We start from the raw sequence: 18,322 nt of genomic DNA, 5'->3' as shown, positions 1-18,322 counted from the left end.
CCAAACTTCTTTTTCTTTTTAAGTATACCATAGATGAATCTAGGCTTTGCCTTTATTCATTTAATGACTGGCCAGCCCCTGGTCTTCATTTATATATTAAATAATTAGTATTAGTAGTAGGACCTGTGGATAATGGGGAAAAGTTTACTGAAGTTCGCCTTTGAACCAATCCACATGTGGATAAAGTGTGGCAAAGTATGTGGATAAGCTGAGGACTTATCCACAAGACTTCTACAATTGTTTTTCCAAGTCAGCGATATCCTGTTTGAGATCGGGGTCTTCTTTCATCAATTTTTGAATTTTTTCGTGGGCATGGATGACAGTGGTATGGTCCTTGCCGCCAAATTCCTTACCGATTTTGGGCAGGGAGCTAGTGGTGTATTCCCGGGATAGGTACATGGCTACTTGCCGGGGAATGACAATGTGTTTGGTCCGTTTTTTCCCCTTCATCTCCGCCAGGGTAATGCCAAAGTGCTTGCAGACCTTTTGCTGGATGGTGGGGATGGACAAGTTTTCTTTCTTGTCTACTTTAACCATACTTTTCAAGGCGTCCGCTGCCAGGCTGGTGGTGATATCGCTTTGTTGGATGGCAGAAAAGGCCTGGACCCGGACCAGGGCCCCTTCCAGCTCTCTGATGTTGGAGTCAATTTGCCCTGCAATATAGCTAAGAGTTTCGTCTGGGATTTCCAGTCGTTCAGCATTGGCCTTCTTCCTTAAGATGGCAATCCGGGTCTCCAAGTCAGGGGGAGTAATGTCAACAGACAGACCCCAGGCAAAGCGGGAGACCAGACGTTCCTGAAGCTTGGGAATTTCGTTGGGCAAGCGGTCACTAGTCAAAACAATTTGCTTACGCTTGTCATAGAGCTCGTTAAAGGTGTGGAAAAACTCTTCCTGGGTCCCTTCCTTGTCGGCAAAGAACTGGATGTCATCAACCAAAAGCAAGTCCACATTCCGGTATTCTTGGCGGAAACTCTCCTGGGTCCGGTCCTGGATAGAGTTAATAAAGTCGTTGGCAAAATTTTCTGAGGTGACATACTTAACATTGGCTTGGGGGTTGAGCTGGAGGTATTGGTGGCCAATAGCATGCATGAGGTGGGTTTTGCCCAAACCCACGCCCCCGTAGAAAAAGAGGGGGTTGTAGATAGTCCCAGGCTCTTCGGAAACCACTAATGCTGCGGCGTGGGCCATCTGGTTGCCCTTGCCTATGACAAAAGTCTCAAAGGTGTATTTGTCATTTAAAGAGCTTGGCTTAAAGGCAGGAGGGCGGCTGTCTTGCTTTTGGCTCTCAAGCTGACTTTGGTCCATTTGGGCTTGGTTTTCATCTTCGGTAACAAATCGGGGGGTCATTTCCTTGCCAAAATACTCATAGAGGTACTGGACTGTTTGATTGGTTAAATTGTTTTCCCAATAGTCCTTGTGCAAGGTGGACTGGACTTGAATGGTTACTGTGTCTTGGCTGATGTCGATCAAGTCGGCTGAGTTTATCCAGGCATCAAAGCTAATTTTGGCGAGAGAATCTTGAAACTTGTCTCGGATAAAAGACCATAATTCTTGCTTGTCGGTCAATCTTCTTCCTCCTGACAAAAAATAATATACACCAAATTTTACCACGATCGCTTGGAGTTTTCCACAGATTTTAAAAAAAGTGGATAAAGAAAGTCACAAGTGTGGAGAAAAACTTATCCACACGATCTGAATTTCTGTGTATAAACTAAAATGTTTTCGGATTTCCTCAAGAACTGTGGATAATTAAGAGGTTAAAAAGCTTATTATAGCAGTAAATAAAGTCTTATCCACAGAAATGGAAAGTTAATCACAAACTTCTATCCCTCCTTGAGGACTTGTGGATAAAAACTGGAAAATCCTGTGGTTAGACCTTACCGACAAAATTTTTTCCGCAAGCTTGTGGATAAAATTGTTTAAGAAGAGTCAATTTTTGACCTGACTTTTGTAAAATTTCCTTGACATTCCAGTAAACATTACATAAACTTGTAGAGTCAGTCTATCTATTGAATAAGAAATGATTGAGGCTTTTTAAAAGCAAAATTGATTCAGGAGGTGTTTTCAATGGCTCAAGGACTTACATTTAACCCCAAAAAACGAAAAGGGAAAAAGAATCACGGTTTCCGTAAACGCATGAGTACGAAAAACGGCCGTAAAATTTTAAAAAACAGACGCCGCAAGGGTAGAAAACGTTTAAGCTACTAAGTTGAATATTGGCTTAAAGCATAAGATAAGCTGCGATAGGCGACGACATCCAAGGATGGGATGAAGGTCGCCTATTTTTTTAAACTAGGAGACTGGGCAATGGACTGCATTAGAAGATAGGAGGGCGAATCTCATGAAAAAAGCGTACCGGGTTAAGTCTGACAAAGACTTCCAAGGGGTGTTCCAAAAGGGCAAGTCATTCGCCAACCGTCAATTTGTTGTCTACGTCTTGGCCAAGCCGGACCAAGACCACTTCCGCTTGGGGGTATCCGTTGGGAAAAAAATTGGCAATGCTGTCATTCGCAACCGGATTAAACGGAAGATGCGTCAGGCAGTCTTTGAATTAGACCAAGCAGGCTTGATCAAGGATTCGGTCGACTTTGTGGTCATTGCCCGGCCGCCTGCCAAGGACATGAGTGTGGACCAGTGCATCAAGTCGTTAAAACATGTCTTTAAATTGGCCCATCTACTTCAAGATTCACCTACATAAGGCTATAATATAAAAAAGAGAGGAATAGCATGATTAACCAATTAAAGAAACACAAGCGATTAATCTTAACTTTGGCTATTGTGTCATTGGTCGTCCTATTAACTGCATGTGGCCAGGAAGCCCGGCAGAACTTAGAACCCATTGGCCCCAATAGCGAAGGTTTTTGGGAAGGATTTATCCTATACAACTTCTCCCGCTTTATCATTTGGGTCTCAGAGTTGTTTGGGGGCAACTACGGGATTGGGATTATTGTCATTACCATTCTTTCTCGCATTTTAATCCTGCCTTTAACCCACCTCCAAAACAAGAATATGAACCAGATGAATGACCTCCAACCCCAAATGAAGGCCCTCCAGGAGAAGTATTCAGCCCGAGATTCAGAAACCAAGCAGAAACTACAAGAAGAGCAGCAAAAGCTCTATGAAGAAAATGACGTTAACCCCCTCATGGGCTGCCTACCCCTACTGGTTCAAATGCCCATCTTCATTGCCGTCTACCAAGCCGTTAGCCGGACTCCACAACTGGCAACCGAGTCTTTTCTGTGGGTTAACCTAGGGGAGCCAGACCCTTATTACATCTTTCCAATTTTGGCCGGTCTTTTTACCTTGATCAACTCCCTCTTGATGCAGTACGGCCGAGAAGGAGCAGGCGGTAAGGTGATGAGCTTTATTATGCCCCTCTTTATTATCTTGATTACTTTCCGCCTCTCCAGTGGTCTTGCTTTGTACTTCACCGTCTCCAACATTTTTGGGGTCGGCCAGACCTTAGTTTTGAACAACCCCTTCAAACGGAAGCGGGAACAGGAAGAAGCTGAGCGAGCAGAGAAAGAAAAAGCCCAGCGGCGGAAGAGAGCCATTCGCAAGGCCAAAAAAGAAGGCAGAAATGTAAAAAAATAAACATTTAAACTTTTTGTCAAAATTTGGTAAACTAAAAGGGTATACAGGACTTAGACAAAGCTTGTGAAAGATTGCCAACATATGGTGATGGATGGAGGAAATGAAATGATTGAGAAGTACACTGCCCAGGCAAAGACAGAAGAAGAAGCAATTGAAAAAGGGCTAAAAGAGCTTGGCATCACCCGTTCTGAAGCAGAGATACAAGTCAATACTCCGGCTACCAAAGGATTTTTGGGCTTTGGAGCCAAGGATGCTGTCGTCACAGTAAAACGCAAGGGAAAGTCTCAAGTTGACCAAGTCCTCGAAGAAACGGTTCCTAAAAACTCCCCCCTCCAAGATGCCAGTGCTAGCTTGGATGAGGAAGCAGGTGACACAAAGGATGCCCCTAGTTCAAGCCAGTTTCAAGCTGACCTTGAAGGCCCTGAACAAGACACAGGTGACCAGGCTGAGTCAAGCCAGTCTCAAGCCAGTGAAGCAGACTTTGACCAAGCAGGTTCTGACCAAGCTGACTCAAGCCAGTTAGCCCAAACTACTTCTGGCCAAGCCAGCCCTGCTTCAGCAAAACCACTAGCTAACCAGGCCCAAGACCAGGATTCAGAAAATCAAGTGGAAGGGCAAGCAGACAAGGGACCGCGAAATACCCGGTCACGCCAAGATGCCTTCAGCCAGGTTCCCATCCAGGAAAACCAGGAAGACCAAGAGGCGATTAGCTTTGTCAAAGACTACCTCCTTAGCATTATTGGTCATATGGGGGTCGATGATGTCACCATCGAAACCATCCAGGACCAACAATTTATCAAGTATGATATTGATACCCAGGATGCCGGTTTGGTGATCGGCCGTCATGGGAAGGTTTTAAACGGCTTGCAAACCCTGGCCCAAATCCAGCTCCACCAGCGGGCTGACAATAAACTCCACGCCCATGTGGATGCCGAAAACTACCGTAGCCGCCGTAAGGGAACAGTGGAGCACCTGGCTAAGAAAACGGCCCAGCAGGTCATCAACACCAACCAGTCCGTTATTTTAGAACCCATGCCGGCCCATGAACGTAAGCAGATCCACCGCCAGCTTAGCCGCTACAGTGAGGTTCAGACCCACTCCGAAGGCAAGGAACCCCACCGGTACTTAGTAGTGGAGCCTAAACAGGTTTAGGAGTAGACTAGAATAAAAAATACAAAGCAGTTATTGGCTAATAACTGCTTTTTTAGGAGCTTTGCAGATGAATTGGAAAGAAACCATCAGTCTCATCAACACTACCCGGGGGACCGGAGACAAGAAAAATTTGAACCGGATGCGACTTTTACTCAAAGAGCTAGGCAATCCGGAAGCAGACTTGCCGGTCATCCACGTTGCTGGCACCAATGGCAAGGGGACGACTTGTGCATATATTGCCCACAGCTTGGCCCGGGCTGGTTATAAAACAGGGCTTTACACCAGCCCCCACCTGGAGCGGGTCAATGAACGGATCCGGATTAATGACTGCTACATATCTGACCAAGACTTAATGGCTTTGACCGGTCAAATTGCCCCCATCGTTCAGCGCTTGGAAGACAGCTTGGGTGAAAAATACTATTCTTTTGAAATCTTAACTGCCCTTGCCTTCCTATACTTTAAGCAAGCGGGGGTAAACTTTTTAGTTTTAGAAACTGGTGTAGGGGGTAAAATCGATGCGACCAATGTGGTGCCTTCCCCACTGGTCTCAGTCATTACCTCTATTGGCTATGACCACACCCATGTCTTGGGTAATACCCTGGAAGAAATTACCCGGCACAAGGCAGGGATTATTAAGAAAGACTGTCCGGTGGTGGTGGGCCCTCTTGCCGACCATTTATTGGCTATTGTTAAAGAGGTGTCCAAGGAAATGGACAGTAATTTAACCATTGTCCATCCCGACAAGTTTGACATTGTTCATCAAACCCTTGATTACCAGTCCTTTAAATACGGTGGGGACTTGGTTTTAGAGACTCAAATGATTGGCAACCACCAGCTGATAAATACTGCCTTGGCTTATGAAGCCTTGAAGATTGTCCAACAATCTTACCCTGATTTGACAGATTTAGACATATTAGAAGGCTTGAAGACGACCCACTGGCCAGGCCGGATGCAAAAGCTATCTGACCAGCCAGTGGTTGTTCTTGATGGGGCCCACAACGAAATCGGGGTCAAGGCTCTTAGACAGTCAATTGACCACTTTTTCCCCGGCAAAAAAATCACCTATTTTGCCGGAATGATGGTCGAAAAAGACTTCGCCAAAATGTTTGACCTCCTGGGGGAAACAGCTGATAAATTTTACTTGATTTCACCCGATTTGACTCGCGGTTTTGATGTCGACCAGGCCGTTCAATCTTTGACTGACAAGGGCTATCAGGCCTCCAGTGTGGCCAGCCTCCAAGCCATCTTAGACTACATAAACCAGCAAGCAAAAGCAGATGAAATTATCATTATCTTTGGCTCCCTCTACTTGGTTGGCGACTTCCTAAAACTTTACCATGAAGCATCCGGTTAATTAAGATTAAAAAAGCTCTCGAGATGAGAGCTTTTTTTGGTTAAATTGAGTGGACAAGTTTTGAGAATTGACAAGGCTTTGAACCGCTTAGACTCCTAGATATTAATCCTTCTATAGGTCATTTAATAACTGATTTTCAATAACTTGGTGATCAGGGTTAAAGTCTTCTGTTTGTAGGTAATAGTTCGCTGAATCAATGAGGGCCTCAGCCGGGGTTAGGCCCACAATTTCTGTTCCTAGGATACCAACCCCGTAGTGCTTGGCTTCGAAACGGATGGTTTCAAAAACCCGGTAGAGAGGGGTTTTTTTGTAGTTGACCATATTCATAGAAACTTGGGCGACTTGCCGGTCTTCTAACATCACCCCGATGGCCTTACAGTACTTGAAGCCACCAGAAGACCCACGGACGATCTTGGCAATTCGCTTGGCCAGGTCAATATTGTCGGTATCCAGGTTGACATTAAAGGCCACTAGGGGCATGCGGGCTCCAATAGCAGTTGCTCCTGCTCTTGGGTGGACTTGGTCTGGGCCGTAGTCTGGCTGCCACTTGTCTTCTTTGATCTTATCGGCCATACCTTCAAACTCACCTTTGCGAATCTTGGCAATATTTTTCCGGTGGGGAGCTGTGGCTGCTGCTTCATATAAGAAAATCGGAATATCTAATTCTTCTCCAACCCGTTTGGCAATTTTTTGGGCCAGGTCAACACATTCTTCGATACTGGTATCCTTGAGGGGGATTAAGGGACAGACATCGGTTGCCCCCATGCGCGGGTGAGCTCCCTTGTGCTGGGTTAGGTCAATGTGGTTTTTGGCGTATTGGATCAGGTTAAAGGCCACTTCCTTAATCGCTTCTGGACTACCCACCAAGCTGAGGACTGTCCGGTTGTGGTTGCTATCTGCCGAGTAGTCCAAGAGGCTGGCTCCTGGTGTGGACTGGGCAAGCCTGACGAGGCCAGAAATGATATCTTCGTTAACCCCTTCGCTAAAATTAGGGACCAATTCAATGACTTGAGACATGAAGTATCCTCCTAAACTTTGTTCAGACTTTTACATTTAGCTTACCAGTTGCCCGGCAAAGGTCAAGCCATATGCAGGGCTTGGCAATTTGACCTGGTTTTGGTAACCCTCTAAAAGTCAAGCCACCTGCTAGAGCTTAGCAAGTAAGGCTAGCCTTCGTGTACCTCCTGCTAAAAAGTCAAGACCGATGCAAGGACTCGCCTGCTAAAACCAGCTTCCCTAACCTCCTGTAAAAACCCGAAGATAAGTCAGATTAAGTGGTCGGCAGCCTTGCCTTAAACCCTGCCCAGATAGACTTAAAAACCAAGCCCAGCTTCAAAGTAAGTTATTACAAAAATCTATAAGATATAACTTGTAAAAGGCTTACATTTTCAGTATATTTAAGGCACTAAGGCTGTTGCCTGAAGAAAGAAAGATACAGTGGAAAGCTTATAGGAGGGGTTTAAATGGCAGATTTTAGCCAGGATGCAAAGGCTCTGCTTGAATTAATTGGTGGCAGTGACAACATTAGTGCAGTCACCCACTGTGCGACCCGGATGCGGTTTGTATTAGTGGACAGTGACAAGGCGGATATTGATAAAATTGAAGATCTGGAGTCGGTCAAGGGATCTTTTACCCAAGCTGGCCAATTCCAGGTCATTATTGGTAATAATGTGTCTGAGTTCTACAATGAATTTGCTAAAATTTCAGGGGTGGAAGAAGCCTCAAAAGATGATGTCAAACAAGCTGGGAAGTCCAATATGAACTGGCTCCAACAATTGATGGCCAACCTGGCAGAGATTTTCTCTCCCTTGATTCCAGCCATCGTCATTGGTGGTTTGATCTTAGGTTTCCGCAATATTATCGGAGAAATTCAGATGGACTTTTTGGGGGGTCAAACCATCGCTGAAAGCTCCCAGTTCTGGGCCGGTGTATTTGACTTCTTGTGGCTACCGGGTGAAGCAATTTTCCACTTCCTGCCAGTTGGGATTACCTGGGCTATTACCCGGAAGATGGGGACGACCCAGATTTTAGGGATTGTCTTAGGGATTACCCTGGTTTCCCCACAGCTTTTAAATGCTTATGGGGTAACTGAAATCCTGGCTGGGGAGGTGGAAGTTTGGGACTTTGGCTTCTTTACCTTAGACAAGATTGGCTACCAAGCCCAAGTTATTCCGGCTATGATGGCTGGCTTTATCCTAGTCTACTTAGAACGTTTTTTCAGACGGGTGATCCCAGAAGCTATTTCCATGATCTTTGTCCCCCTCTTGGCCTTGGTCCCAACCGTCTTTATTGCCCACGCCGTCATTGGGCCCATCGGTTGGACCCTGGGCACCTGGTTGGCCCAAATTGTCCAGTGGGGTCTTAGCGGGTCTCTTAACTGGCTCTTTGGTTTTCTGTTTGGTGGCTTGTACGCCCCACTTGTGGTTACCGGCCTCCACCACATGACCAATGCCATCGACCTCCAATTGGTGGCTGAATATGGCCAGACCATCCTCTGGCCTATGATTGCCTTCTCCAATATTGCTCAAGGCTCAGCAGTCTTGGCCATTTACTTCAAGAACCGTAATGACAAGCAGGAAGCTTCTGTCTCCCTGCCGGCAGCTATTTCTGCCTACCTAGGAGTTACCGAACCAGCCCTCTTTGGGATCAACATCAAGTATGTCTATCCACTGGTGGCTGGGATGATTGGGTCGGCTTTTGCTGGCTTGTGGTCGGTCCTCTCTTCCACCGCAGCTAATTCAATTGGTGTTGGTGGCCTGCCAGGTATCCTATCAGCTGCCACTGGTTCCTTTGTTTCTTTTGCTATTGGTATGGCCATTGCCTTTGTCGTCCCCATTGTTTGCGTGTATATTTTCGAAAAAACAGGTTTCTTAACCAAGCAAAAAATTGAAGGGATCCCGATTCCAAAACTTGGTCGTTAAGGAAATACCCGGTCTCTGGTCCAGCCTTGTGCCAGGGACTTTTTTAGCAGAAAGGATGATAAGTGGTGAAAGCGTTTGAAGATTTGGTGGTCTACCAGGCCTACCCCAAGTCTTGGCAAGATACGACGGGAAATGGCAAGGGGGACTTAAAGGGAGTAACCCAGCGCCTGCCCTATTTAGCTGACCTGGGCATTGACTTGCTTTGGCTCAACCCCTTCTACAAGTCGCCCCAAAAAGACAATGGCTATGATATTTCCGACTACAAGTCCATTGACCCTGACTACGGGACCTGGCAGGACCTGGACGAATTGGTCCTAAAAGCAGGCGACTTGGGAATTGGCCTCATGTTTGACATGGTTTTAAACCATGTTTCAACAGACCATGACTGGTTCCAAAAGGCAGCAGAAGGGGACCCCTACTACCAAGACTTCTTTTACATCCGTCCAGCCAAGGAAGACGGTAGCTTACCCACCAATTGGGAGTCCAAGTTTGGCGGACCGGCCTGGGCACCCTTTCCCGGAAGTGATGATTACTATCTCTGCCTTTATGACAAGAGCCAGGCTGACTTAAACTGGCACAATCCCAATGTCCGACAAGCCCTTTATGATGTGGTCAACTTTTGGATTGACAAGGGAGTCAAGGGTTTCCGCTTTGATGTTTTAAATGTGATTGGCAAGGACCTTGACCTCAAGGATGCTGAAGATGGGGTGGGGAAAAAAGAATATACGGATACCCCCATTGTCCATGAATGGATCCGAGAATTAAACCAAGAGAGCTTTGGCCGACGTGACGACCTTGTGACAGTCGGGGAGATGTCTTCAACCACTATTGAAGACAGCATTAAGTACTCCAACCCCGACTACCAGGAGCTGGACATGGTCTTTAGCTTCCACCACTTGAAGGTCGACTACAAAAACGGAGACAAGTGGACCCAGATGGACTTTGACTTCCAAGAGCTAAAAAGGGTCCTGAACGATTGGCAGGTGGGCTTGACCCAGGGTGGGGGTTGGAATGCCCTCTTTTGGAACAACCACGACCAGCCCCGGGCCAATAGCCGGTTTGGAGACCCTAAAAACTACCCATATGAGACAGCTACCATGCTAGCGACCACCATCCACCTCCTCCGGGGGACCCCTTATATCTACCAGGGGGAAGAAATAGGCATGACCAATCCCAACTTTGACTCAATTGACGACTACCAGGACGTGGAATCCCACAATGCCTACAAGGCCCTCTTAGATAGGGGACTTAACCCAGACCAGGCCCTGGGAATTATCCAGGACAAGTCCAGGGACAATGGCCGGACCCCTATGCAGTGGACTGGGGGAGACCAGGCTGGCTTTACCACCGGCCAGCCTTGGCTTAACTTGGCTCCTAACTACAAGGAAGTTAATACCCAGGTTCCGGACCCCAGCCAGAAAATTTTTGCCTACTACCAGAAACTGATTAGCCTGCGGAAAGACTATAAAGTGATCAGTCATGGCGACTACCAAGGAATTCAACTGGACCACGACCGAATTTTTGCCTACTTGAGAATCTACCAAGGGCAAAAACTTTTGGTCCTCAACCACTTCTACCCAGGCCAGGCGAACATCAGCTTAGACCCTGACTTGGTCGACCAATCAGCCAAAGTTTTGATCTCAAATTCAGGCGACCGAACTTTACAAGAAGACTTCACCATGGGCCCTTATGAGTCAGTGGCCTTCTTGATAGACTAAGGGGTTCAAAAGTTTGGAAATTAGCTAGGCAGCCCCCTTGGCATGATGAGGGCATTTACGGTATAGTATGGATTGACAGTAAATAGGGGGTAGGCAGATGGAAGCAGAATATTTAAATCTAATGCAAAAAGTTATGGAAGAAGGCAGTGACCGGGGAGACCGGACCAAAACAGGAGTCCGGTCTATCTTTGGCCACCAAATGCGGTTTGACCTGTCCCAGGGCTTCCCCCTCTTGACCACCAAGCGGGTGGCTTTTGGCCTAGTCAAGTCTGAACTCCTTTGGTTCTTAAAAGGGGACACCAATATTAAATACCTCTTAGACCATGGCAACCATATCTGGGATGAGTGGGCCTTTGAAAATTATGTCCAGTCAACCGATTATACTGGACCTGACATGACAGACTTTGGCCGGCGAGCTGCGGTAGACCCGGAATTTAACCAGGTCTACCAGGCTGAAATGGACAAGTTCACCCAAAAAGTCCAAACAGACCCAGACTTTGCCGACCAGTATGGCAGCCTGGGCAGTGTCTACGGGGCCCAATGGCGGTCTTGGCGGGGGGCTGACGGCCAAGTAGTCGACCAGATCAGCCGGGTCATCGAAAGTATCAAGACTAAGCCGGAGTCTAGACGGCATATCGTCTCAGCCTGGAACCCAGCTGAAGTTGACCAGATGGCCCTGCCACCTTGCCACACCCTCTTCCAGTTTTATGTCGACAAGGGCCGTTTGAGCTGCCAACTCTACCAGCGGAGTGCTGACATCTTCTTAGGCGTTCCCTTTAACATTGCCAGCTACGCCCTCTTAACCCACCTGATTGCCCAGGAGTGTGGCCTAGCAGTTGGCGATTTTGTCCATACCTTAGGGGATGCCCACATCTACAGCAACCACTTCGACCAGGTTAAGACCCAGCTGAGCCGAGACCCACGCCCTCTACCCAGCTTGGTCTTAAACCCTGACAAGACCAGCATTTTTGACTTTGACATGGACGATATCCAGCTGGAAAACTACCACCCCCACAAGGGCATCAAAGCCCCAATTGCGGTCTAGTCGAGCCCAAAATTTATAATGCAAGAGACCTGCCCAAACTTGAGGAAGGTCTCTTAATCGAAACAAGCAGGCAGTCAATGAACCGACAAATAGACAGATAATGGAAGTAAGCTAATTTTTGTGCTAACTTAATAGTGAGACTAGGACGAAGGAGCTGAGGCTGGATGAAAGGAAATAAAGTTTTACTTGTTAGCTTGTATATTGTTGCTCTATTGAATTTTATCATGGCCTTCACTGGGTCTCATTCCACTATGAATATTGCTATAGGCCTCGCTTGTCTAGCAGTTGCCTTGGCTGAAAGGGATAACTAGTCTTAACTGGGGAGGGGTGTTTGCCTGTGAAGCAGAGTACCGTCTTAAGAATTGTCATCTTTTTCATGGCCCTTGTCGTCCTCGCCTTCTTGATTTTCCCTGTCCATGAAGGGCTTGTCAGAGCTTCAGTCTTGATCTTGATCGGAGCCACTATTGTCAGTGAATACTTTATAAGGAAGGAAAAGAAAGGTGACTGATTCAAACCAGCTTTTAGACGCAGTTTATAAACAATATGACGACTTCCAGCTCTCCAATATCAACCTTGCCCTGACCAAGGGAGAGATTGTGGGGGTTATTGGCCCAAATGGATCAGGCAAGACCAGCTTGTTAAAGGTCTTGGCCGGCCAAGTACCAGTAGACTCAGGTAGGGTCAGCCCCTTAGCCAAGGAAGACTTGGCCTTTGTCTTTGACCAAAACAAGTTACTTAATGATTTGACCCTTTCGGACTACCAAAAGATCTTCCCCTCCCTCTTTCACCATTGGGAGAGCCAGACCTTTCACCACTACCTTGACTATTTTGGCCTCCCGCGGCAGAAAAAGCTCAAACAGTTTTCCAAAGGGATGATCAAGAAATTGAACATTAGCCTTGCCCTCTCCCACCAAGCTGACTACTTGCTTTTGGATGAAATCACCAGTGACCTTGACCCCTTTGTCCGGGAAGAAGTCTTGGGTGTCGTTCAAAATTATGTCACTGACCGCCAAGCCGTCGCCATTTTAACCAGTCATATCCTAGAAGATGTCCTGTCCATCAGTGACAAACTGCTGGTCATGAAAGCCGGGACTATCTTGGCTAAGCGCACGACCAGCGACTTTCAGACGGTGGAAGAGTTAAAGGCCTATTTAAAAACTATTTTATGAGGGCGGTTTCACATGAAAGGACTCCTTATCAAAGACCTATTGTTAATGAAAAATAAGCTGGGCCAGGGTCGGATCTTACTTTTTATTTTGGCCTATATCCTCATCTCAGCCCTGGTATTTACCGACCTATTCTTTTTACTGAATATCTTCCTACTCTTTATTTTGATGAACACCCAAACCCATGTCTATGTCCAAGACCAAGAATCGGGTTTCTTGGAATTTCTCCATATTACGACCGACTTGTCAGTCAGGCAGACTGTCCTAGCCCGCTTTTTATCGTCCGGTATTTTCTCTCTTGGACTCATTGTCTTCTTCTTTTTACTCTTTGCCGGCTTTAACCTCCTTGCCGGTTTATTTACCTGGTTAGAAATGCTGGTTATTTTTGCAGTCCTCTTGGTCTTCTCCCTAGCCTATATCCTCTTGTCCATGCCCTTTCTTTACCTATTCCTGGAAAATGGCTTTGTCATCTTGTTAATCTTCCTAGCCATCCTCCTGGTTTTAGGGACGACTTTGTTAGACCTTCTCGGACCTGGTTTTATGATCAGACTAGCAAGCTTGCCCACTGCCGGTTTGGTAACCTTAGCAGTACTGTTTGGCCTGGCCCTCTTTCCCCTGTCCTTTTGGCTCTCCTTGGTAATTTTAAACAAGAAGATGAAAGAAACCTAAAGAAGTCTGCAAAATATTTTAGAATGAAGCGAAAAAACTGGCTGACAATAGAACAAAATAGGGAAGTTTTGCAGTTGAAACTGGACAATAAATCAAAATAAGGAAGTTTTGCAGCTGAAAGGCGACAATGGGCTAGCCGGCTCGGTCTTACTGAACCTGCATGAGAATTGGGGGACCTCAGAATTATCCATTTTTACGGAAAGCTTGACCCTTTAAAACCTGCCTCCCTCTGGAAAAAAGCCACCTTATAATATCTGTTACTATATTGTAGAATTTACACTTAGATTTGGACTGACTCTTTATTTTCTACTAAATGAATATTGACTTGTGAGAAAGATGAAACTTGGTTCTTATAATCTGATTGATGGCAAGTATTCCACGATAGAAGTATTACAATAACGGACACTAGCAAAATAATAATTACTTTTCTATGCTTATTCATAGAGGATGCCTTCTTCCAATGTATATAATTTGTTACATTGACTTGCAATATCTATATCATGAGTAACGATGATCATTGACATATGGCTATCACGATTTAATTCTAATAAGAGATCAATAATCCCCTTAGCTGTTCTTTCATCTAAGTTTCCTGTGGGTTCATCAGCTAAGAGGAGTTTAGGTTTGGAAGCGATGGCCCTAGCTATCGCTATCCTTTGTTGTTCACCGCCGGATAAAGTTGTGACCCTACTAGCTTCTCTTCCTTCAAGTCCTACTGAAGCAAGGGCTTGACTTGCAATCTTTTCCCTTTCCTTCTTTTTGATCCCCCTGTAGCCTAAAGGCATTTCAATATTTTGTAAGACATTTAAATCATTGATTAATTGAAAATTTTGAAATATATTCGCTATATGGTTAGTCCTGGTTTTGAATAGCTTTTTGGCTTGTTTACCGGATAGACTTTCGCCTAAAAAGTTATATTCTCCACTATATTCTGTGTCCAGGAGAGAGATGATATTTAACAGAGTTGTTTTGCCCGAACCAGATTTGCCGACTATGGCAAGGCTCTGTCCATCCGTTAGAGATAAATCTACGCCTTTTAAGACATCTATTTTCTTCTCTCCGTCTTGAACAGTCTTGGTTAGCCCTTTTAGTTCTACTATTTTCATCTTATACCCCCTATGAATAGATCTTTTCCCACTCAAAGCCACGACTGGCAAAAATAGTAATGCCGAAGGAAACCACCAGGCAAAAAATGCTTAATCCTATAAAAGAGTTAATCTGTGGTCGAATAAGGTAATAGGGTGAAGACAAAATCGACTCAAAGAGGGTTGCACATACTTGACTGACAATCATTGAGACCCACATGATAAAAAATAATTCAAGAAAAAGTTGGATTCTCAAACGAAAAAGACAAGCTCCATAAAAATATTGAATTTTATTTTTTTCCTTTCTTTCCTTAACAAAGATGAGGAACATACTGGAAGTCCCAAAAATAACAATAAGAATAGCTATTGTTGAGATCCAAGCAAATAAGCGTACAAAAGCTGCTTGACTGTTGCTCCCTTTTTCAAAATCTGCTAGTAAGTCCGTGACATAGACCTCTCTATTAAGAAGTTCGGCTAAGTTATTTTCTATACTCGGTTGATTAGGAACATTTTTTAATTTTAAAAAAGTTTGATCTGCTTTTCCCACAATAGTTGGTTGCATCAGAACAAAGACTGACTCCCTTATCTGAATGTCGCCGAATTCAAAGACATTAGTCGGAATGGCTTGTTTATAGCTTGTTTTATTGGCTGGCAAATCTTCCAGGTTTAATTTAAGATTATCTAGAACAAGAGTGTCATTTTCCAGTCTTATCCCATCATTTAACATTCCTTTATTCCTCTTAACTTTTTGGTTCAAGTTCTGACTTAAATAGGCCGAATTCTTGTCAGGACTTATTTTTAATATATCTGTGAAAAACGATTCACTCGCTTCGATAATTTTAAATGAAGCTACTTGTCCACTAGCATTGATATATTCTCCATGAGAAACATGTCCGTATATTAAATTCATAGCATTTAAGTCATTGATATGGTCATGGAGGCTTAAGTCTGTCATAAACAGACTTTCATCTGTTAAGCTATATAAGTCATTCTGGCTTTCAATGGTATAAAGTTCTTGGCGTTCCTTATAGGCCTTGTTTTCATCAAATCCGATCAAGATGAGGGTAAAGCAAAGAATCAATTCTAAGCTAAAAAGGAAATAAAATAACAAATGTTTTTTAACATTTAATTGGATATGAAACAAATCGTACATATCGTCACCCTCTTAAGCCAATAACTATATTAGCTTGACATTGTTTGTGTGCATAGATTACTGCCAAGACAAAAGCTAGTATGGTAGCAAAGGCAAGCTCAATTACATAAACTTCTAAGCTTAAGCTAAAGTAGAAAAATTCTGGTACCAAGGGAAGCAGGATATAATATAAAATGACCGCAACATGATAAGAAAGCAATACTATCAATGTGAATTCCACAATTGTGCTAGCTATATATTGCCCATCGGACTCGCCACAGACCTGTCTAACGATTCGGTTCTTTTGATCTAGATGAATCAAGGAAGTCAAGACGAGACTAATATTAATGATAGCTATGAGAAAAAAGACTAAAAAAAATCCAAGCAGAAAAAGCAAAAACTGGTTTAAACTCTTAATCTCTCTAGCGATCATTTGGTCCATTGAGTCCCTAGCTAATATACTGTCACTAGAAGCAATCCTATCAAGATTTTCATTAGCCTTGATAGTGATTAGAATACGATCTACCGAATGATTTTTTTGACTATTATACAAGTCTATTGGGACGAGGAGCTTTTTTTCTAAAAAGGGGTCTTGGCTAATCGCTTTAACTGTATAGCTAGAGTTATTCAGTTGAAAACGATCACCAATGTCTAACTTTAACTTTCGAGCAAGTTCGCGCGAAACAATTGCAGATGGGCTTCCATCAAAGCATTCCTTCCATTGCTTTTCACTGACTGAATCTAGGCGGTAGTATTGATTATAGTTAACATCACTAGCCAGAAGGTCGCTTTTTATCTTTTGATTGTTGGATAAAATATAGTCGCTTGTATTGATTGTAGTGGTAAAATTGTCGTTTTTTCCTTTTAAACTTCCAATACGATCAAGCTGAACGATCTGGTCAAACAAGTTGTAGTGGCTTTCATAGTAAGCAATTTTACGATTTGTTTCCCCAAGTTTGCTGAGAAACATCATGACAAAATACAAGGAAATGGCTATTGAAAGAACGGTTAAAAGTATAACTCGGTAATTGTGGCTTTTTTCTCTAATTCTAACGACTAGGCCATAGAGGATAGGGGTCATTTTTCCAATACCTTAAATAACTTTTGTTCATTGGGCATCAGGATGAAGTATTTACCTGATCCACCCTTTAACATAGCTTCAAAATCACTTTCATTAAAGCTAGCTATGGAATCAAGATATTCAAAATTACTATTGTATCGGTCTATACTGGACCAACCACTTGTATAAACATAGTAGAGATCATCCTTTAACAGAAAATCCCCTGGGAAACTACCCTCAAGCAAGTCACCTTGCTTGAGCAATTTCTCCCCTTCTAGTTTATAAATATGGTTTTCCCCACCTTTAAAACCAAGTTGGTCTGATTCTTGAAAAGCCACCATTGAGTTTGTAAATAAAAGACTTGCTGAATCTTGATACATAAAACCGATAAATTTATCTTTAATGGAATGAACTTGTCCAGTATTGACCTGAACTTTGAATATTTTGGAATCTTCAAAATTTGGTGTATTTAAGGTTAAGTAAATATTACCTTCCCAGACGGTCATATCTAAATAATAGGAATCTGATTCTTTGCTAGGTAAGTTTATAATATTGACCAATTCAGCTGAATCAGTAAATTGGAAAACTTGGGAAGTGTTATCATCTAAAACGTATAAAAAGTCATTGCTTTTGCAAAGTAAACTCGGGAATTCCATCCTATCATTTTGGATAGTTTTAATAGCTTTTAAATCTTGATCGTAAACCGATACAGTAGCCTTGCTTCGATTGCTTAAATACAATTCTTGGTTTTCATCATCAAAGTCAATTCCGGACAGCTGATCAATTCCTAAAGCCTTAAAATCGACCTCCTCTACTTGGTAGTCGTTATTTTCAATTTTTTCTGTTTGATAAAATTCTTCATTAATGCTTTCTTCATCCATTTCCTGACGACATGAACTTAGAAATAGTAAGATAAATATTAGCGGAAAATACTTTATAATAACTTGCTTCATTGTTCTCACCTACCCACAGGTCTATTTAGATAAAGGGGGACTTGGGTAACATCTATTGGATTCTGAAAACTTAACAGCCGCAATCAATATGAACCCGATCAGTCTTGTATTGCCAATAAGTAGTATTGTCCTTTTTGACACATTTTCTTTTAGAATATTGATATTGAACTAAGGCTTTACTGTCCCAAATGCCGCATTTTTCGCTACGACATTTAGGAGTACTTGTTTTATAGATGTAATAGCTGCCACATCCTGCTGCAACACTCGTAGCGTAAACCGTCATAAATGTGCATGCTGCTAACATTGTAACGATATGTTTTTTCATAATTTTCCCTCCAAATGATTCGATCAATTTGATTTCGTTTGCAATATAAAATTTATATGTTTCGTAATTTTGTCTTCTTTTTCGTAATCAGTAATATTGACACTATCATTATTGCTTATTCCAGTGTATGATAGCAATATAAAAAGGG

Annotated in this window: 18 protein-coding genes and 1 pseudogene; 12 read left to right on the top strand and 7 right to left on the bottom strand. The window is 43.6% G+C overall.

Features of this window, described 5'->3' with window-relative positions; genetic code table 11:
* Positions 1-231: 231 nt before the first annotated feature.
* On the bottom strand, positions 232-1,566 hold the full coding sequence (dnaA, locus tag HMPREF9698_RS03645; protein WP_003777397.1) for a chromosomal replication initiator protein DnaA: 1,335 nt from the start codon (positions 1,564-1,566) through the stop codon (positions 232-234).
* A gap of 501 nt (positions 1,567-2,067) precedes the next feature.
* Here dnaA and rpmH point away from each other — a divergent pair.
* The 5 genes from rpmH (at position 2,068) to HMPREF9698_RS03620 (ending at position 6,100) form a co-directional block, all read left to right on the top strand.
* Positions 2,068-2,208 (top strand): 50S ribosomal protein L34, encoded by a 141-nt coding sequence (gene rpmH / locus HMPREF9698_RS03640; protein ID WP_003777395.1) that lies wholly within the window; start codon positions 2,068-2,070, stop codon positions 2,206-2,208.
* Positions 2,209-2,341: 133 nt separating this feature from the next.
* Positions 2,342-2,698, top strand: a complete 357-nt coding sequence (rnpA, locus tag HMPREF9698_RS03635; RefSeq protein ID WP_003777393.1) for a ribonuclease P protein component — start codon at positions 2,342-2,344, stop codon at positions 2,696-2,698.
* A gap of 29 nt (positions 2,699-2,727) precedes the next feature.
* The gene (gene yidC / locus HMPREF9698_RS03630) at positions 2,728-3,594 is read left to right on the top strand and encodes a membrane protein insertase YidC (protein ID WP_003777391.1); all 867 of its coding nucleotides are present in this window, start codon (positions 2,728-2,730) and stop codon (positions 3,592-3,594) included.
* Between the two features lie 105 nt (positions 3,595-3,699).
* Positions 3,700-4,746 (top strand): RNA-binding cell elongation regulator Jag/EloR, encoded by a 1,047-nt coding sequence (gene jag / locus HMPREF9698_RS08420; RefSeq protein WP_003777389.1) that lies wholly within the window; start codon positions 3,700-3,702, stop codon positions 4,744-4,746.
* 67 nt (positions 4,747-4,813) lie between these two features.
* A complete protein-coding gene (locus HMPREF9698_RS03620) occupies positions 4,814-6,100 on the top strand; it encodes a bifunctional folylpolyglutamate synthase/dihydrofolate synthase (protein ID WP_003777387.1) in 1,287 nt (428 codons plus the stop codon).
* A 111-nt stretch (positions 6,101-6,211) separates the two neighbouring features.
* Here HMPREF9698_RS03620 and ftcD read toward each other — a convergent pair whose 3' ends face one another.
* A complete protein-coding gene (gene ftcD, locus HMPREF9698_RS03615; protein ID WP_003777386.1) occupies positions 6,212-7,117 on the bottom strand; it encodes a glutamate formimidoyltransferase in 906 nt (301 codons plus the stop codon).
* 446 nt (positions 7,118-7,563) lie between these two features.
* Between ftcD and treP the strand changes: the two genes are divergently transcribed.
* From treP to HMPREF9698_RS03590, 7 genes and pseudogenes are all read left to right on the top strand, one after another.
* Complete coding sequence (treP, locus tag HMPREF9698_RS03610) at positions 7,564-9,021, top strand: PTS system trehalose-specific EIIBC component (protein ID WP_003777385.1); 1,458 nt, start codon at positions 7,564-7,566, stop codon at positions 9,019-9,021.
* A gap of 65 nt (positions 9,022-9,086) precedes the next feature.
* Complete coding sequence (gene treC, locus HMPREF9698_RS03605) at positions 9,087-10,739, top strand: alpha,alpha-phosphotrehalase (protein WP_003777384.1); 1,653 nt, start codon at positions 9,087-9,089, stop codon at positions 10,737-10,739.
* A gap of 97 nt (positions 10,740-10,836) precedes the next feature.
* Positions 10,837-11,784 (top strand): thymidylate synthase, encoded by a 948-nt coding sequence (locus HMPREF9698_RS03600; protein WP_003777383.1) that lies wholly within the window; start codon positions 10,837-10,839, stop codon positions 11,782-11,784.
* A 164-nt stretch (positions 11,785-11,948) separates the two neighbouring features.
* Positions 11,949-12,095, top strand: a complete 147-nt coding sequence (locus HMPREF9698_RS08805; protein ID WP_003777382.1) for a hypothetical protein — start codon at positions 11,949-11,951, stop codon at positions 12,093-12,095.
* 26 nt (positions 12,096-12,121) lie between these two features.
* Complete coding sequence (locus HMPREF9698_RS08800) at positions 12,122-12,292, top strand: hypothetical protein (RefSeq protein ID WP_003777381.1); 171 nt, start codon at positions 12,122-12,124, stop codon at positions 12,290-12,292.
* A 79-nt stretch (positions 12,293-12,371) separates the two neighbouring features.
* Positions 12,372-12,953: pseudogene (locus tag HMPREF9698_RS03595) on the top strand (ATP-binding cassette domain-containing protein); the annotation flags it as partial.
* A gap of 12 nt (positions 12,954-12,965) precedes the next feature.
* Positions 12,966-13,619: an ABC-2 transporter permease gene (locus tag HMPREF9698_RS03590; protein WP_003777379.1), complete on the top strand. Its 654-nt coding sequence runs from the start codon at positions 12,966-12,968 to the stop codon at positions 13,617-13,619.
* A 434-nt stretch (positions 13,620-14,053) separates the two neighbouring features.
* On the opposite strand, the gene HMPREF9698_RS03585 is transcribed toward HMPREF9698_RS03590, so the two are convergent.
* The 5 genes from HMPREF9698_RS03585 to HMPREF9698_RS03565 form a co-directional block, all read right to left on the bottom strand.
* Positions 14,054-14,725 (bottom strand): ABC transporter ATP-binding protein, encoded by a 672-nt coding sequence (locus tag HMPREF9698_RS03585; RefSeq protein WP_003777377.1) that lies wholly within the window; start codon positions 14,723-14,725, stop codon positions 14,054-14,056.
* Between the two features lie 10 nt (positions 14,726-14,735).
* Positions 14,736-15,857 carry an ABC transporter permease family protein gene (locus HMPREF9698_RS03580; RefSeq protein WP_003777376.1) on the bottom strand — a complete coding sequence of 374 codons (1,122 nt, stop codon included), beginning with the start codon at positions 15,855-15,857 and terminating at the stop codon, positions 14,736-14,738.
* 4 nt (positions 15,858-15,861) lie between these two features.
* Positions 15,862-16,917: an ABC transporter permease gene (locus HMPREF9698_RS03575; protein ID WP_003777375.1), complete on the bottom strand. Its 1,056-nt coding sequence runs from the start codon at positions 16,915-16,917 to the stop codon at positions 15,862-15,864.
* A complete protein-coding gene (locus HMPREF9698_RS03570) occupies positions 16,914-17,849 on the bottom strand; it encodes a YncE family protein (RefSeq protein WP_003777374.1) in 936 nt (311 codons plus the stop codon). The genes HMPREF9698_RS03575 and HMPREF9698_RS03570 overlap by 4 nt, the downstream gene beginning before the upstream one ends.
* 70 nt (positions 17,850-17,919) lie before the next feature.
* Positions 17,920-18,174, bottom strand: coding sequence for a hypothetical protein (locus tag HMPREF9698_RS03565; protein WP_003777373.1), 255 nt, complete (start codon positions 18,172-18,174; stop codon positions 17,920-17,922).
* Positions 18,175-18,322 lie beyond the last annotated feature (148 nt).

Origin of the sequence: Alloiococcus otitis ATCC 51267 (assembly GCF_000315445.1) — a bacterium.
GTDB classification, from domain to species: Bacteria; Bacillota; Bacilli; order Lactobacillales; family Carnobacteriaceae_A; genus Alloiococcus; species Alloiococcus otitis.
The sequence above is the reverse complement of the archived record's forward strand: the minus strand, read 5'-3'. Positions and strand labels throughout refer to the sequence as shown.

Bases quoted from the DNA above. Each gene is read 5' to 3' on its own strand.
- rpmH (WP_003777395.1), top strand. From the start codon at position 2,068: ATGGCTCAAGGACTTACATTTAACCCCAAAAAACGAAAAGGGAAAAAG.
- rnpA (WP_003777393.1), top strand. From the start codon at position 2,342: ATGAAAAAAGCGTACCGGGTTAAGTCTGACAAAGACTTCCAAGGGGTG.
- yidC (WP_003777391.1), top strand. From the start codon at position 2,728: ATGATTAACCAATTAAAGAAACACAAGCGATTAATCTTAACTTTGGCT.
- jag (WP_003777389.1), top strand. From the start codon at position 3,700: ATGATTGAGAAGTACACTGCCCAGGCAAAGACAGAAGAAGAAGCAATT.
- HMPREF9698_RS03620 (WP_003777387.1), top strand. From the start codon at position 4,814: ATGAATTGGAAAGAAACCATCAGTCTCATCAACACTACCCGGGGGACC.
- ftcD (WP_003777386.1), bottom strand. From the start codon at position 7,117: ATGTCTCAAGTCATTGAATTGGTCCCTAATTTTAGCGAAGGGGTTAAC.
- treP (WP_003777385.1), top strand. From the start codon at position 7,564: ATGGCAGATTTTAGCCAGGATGCAAAGGCTCTGCTTGAATTAATTGGT.
- HMPREF9698_RS03600 (WP_003777383.1), top strand. From the start codon at position 10,837: ATGGAAGCAGAATATTTAAATCTAATGCAAAAAGTTATGGAAGAAGGC.
- HMPREF9698_RS08805 (WP_003777382.1), top strand. From the start codon at position 11,949: ATGAAAGGAAATAAAGTTTTACTTGTTAGCTTGTATATTGTTGCTCTA.
- HMPREF9698_RS03590 (WP_003777379.1), top strand. From the start codon at position 12,966: ATGAAAGGACTCCTTATCAAAGACCTATTGTTAATGAAAAATAAGCTG.
- HMPREF9698_RS03585 (WP_003777377.1), bottom strand. From the start codon at position 14,725: ATGAAAATAGTAGAACTAAAAGGGCTAACCAAGACTGTTCAAGACGGA.
- HMPREF9698_RS03580 (WP_003777376.1), bottom strand. From the start codon at position 15,857: ATGTACGATTTGTTTCATATCCAATTAAATGTTAAAAAACATTTGTTA.
- HMPREF9698_RS03575 (WP_003777375.1), bottom strand. From the start codon at position 16,917: ATGACCCCTATCCTCTATGGCCTAGTCGTTAGAATTAGAGAAAAAAGC.
- HMPREF9698_RS03570 (WP_003777374.1), bottom strand. From the start codon at position 17,849: ATGAAGCAAGTTATTATAAAGTATTTTCCGCTAATATTTATCTTACTA.
- HMPREF9698_RS03565 (WP_003777373.1), bottom strand. From the start codon at position 18,174: ATGAAAAAACATATCGTTACAATGTTAGCAGCATGCACATTTATGACG.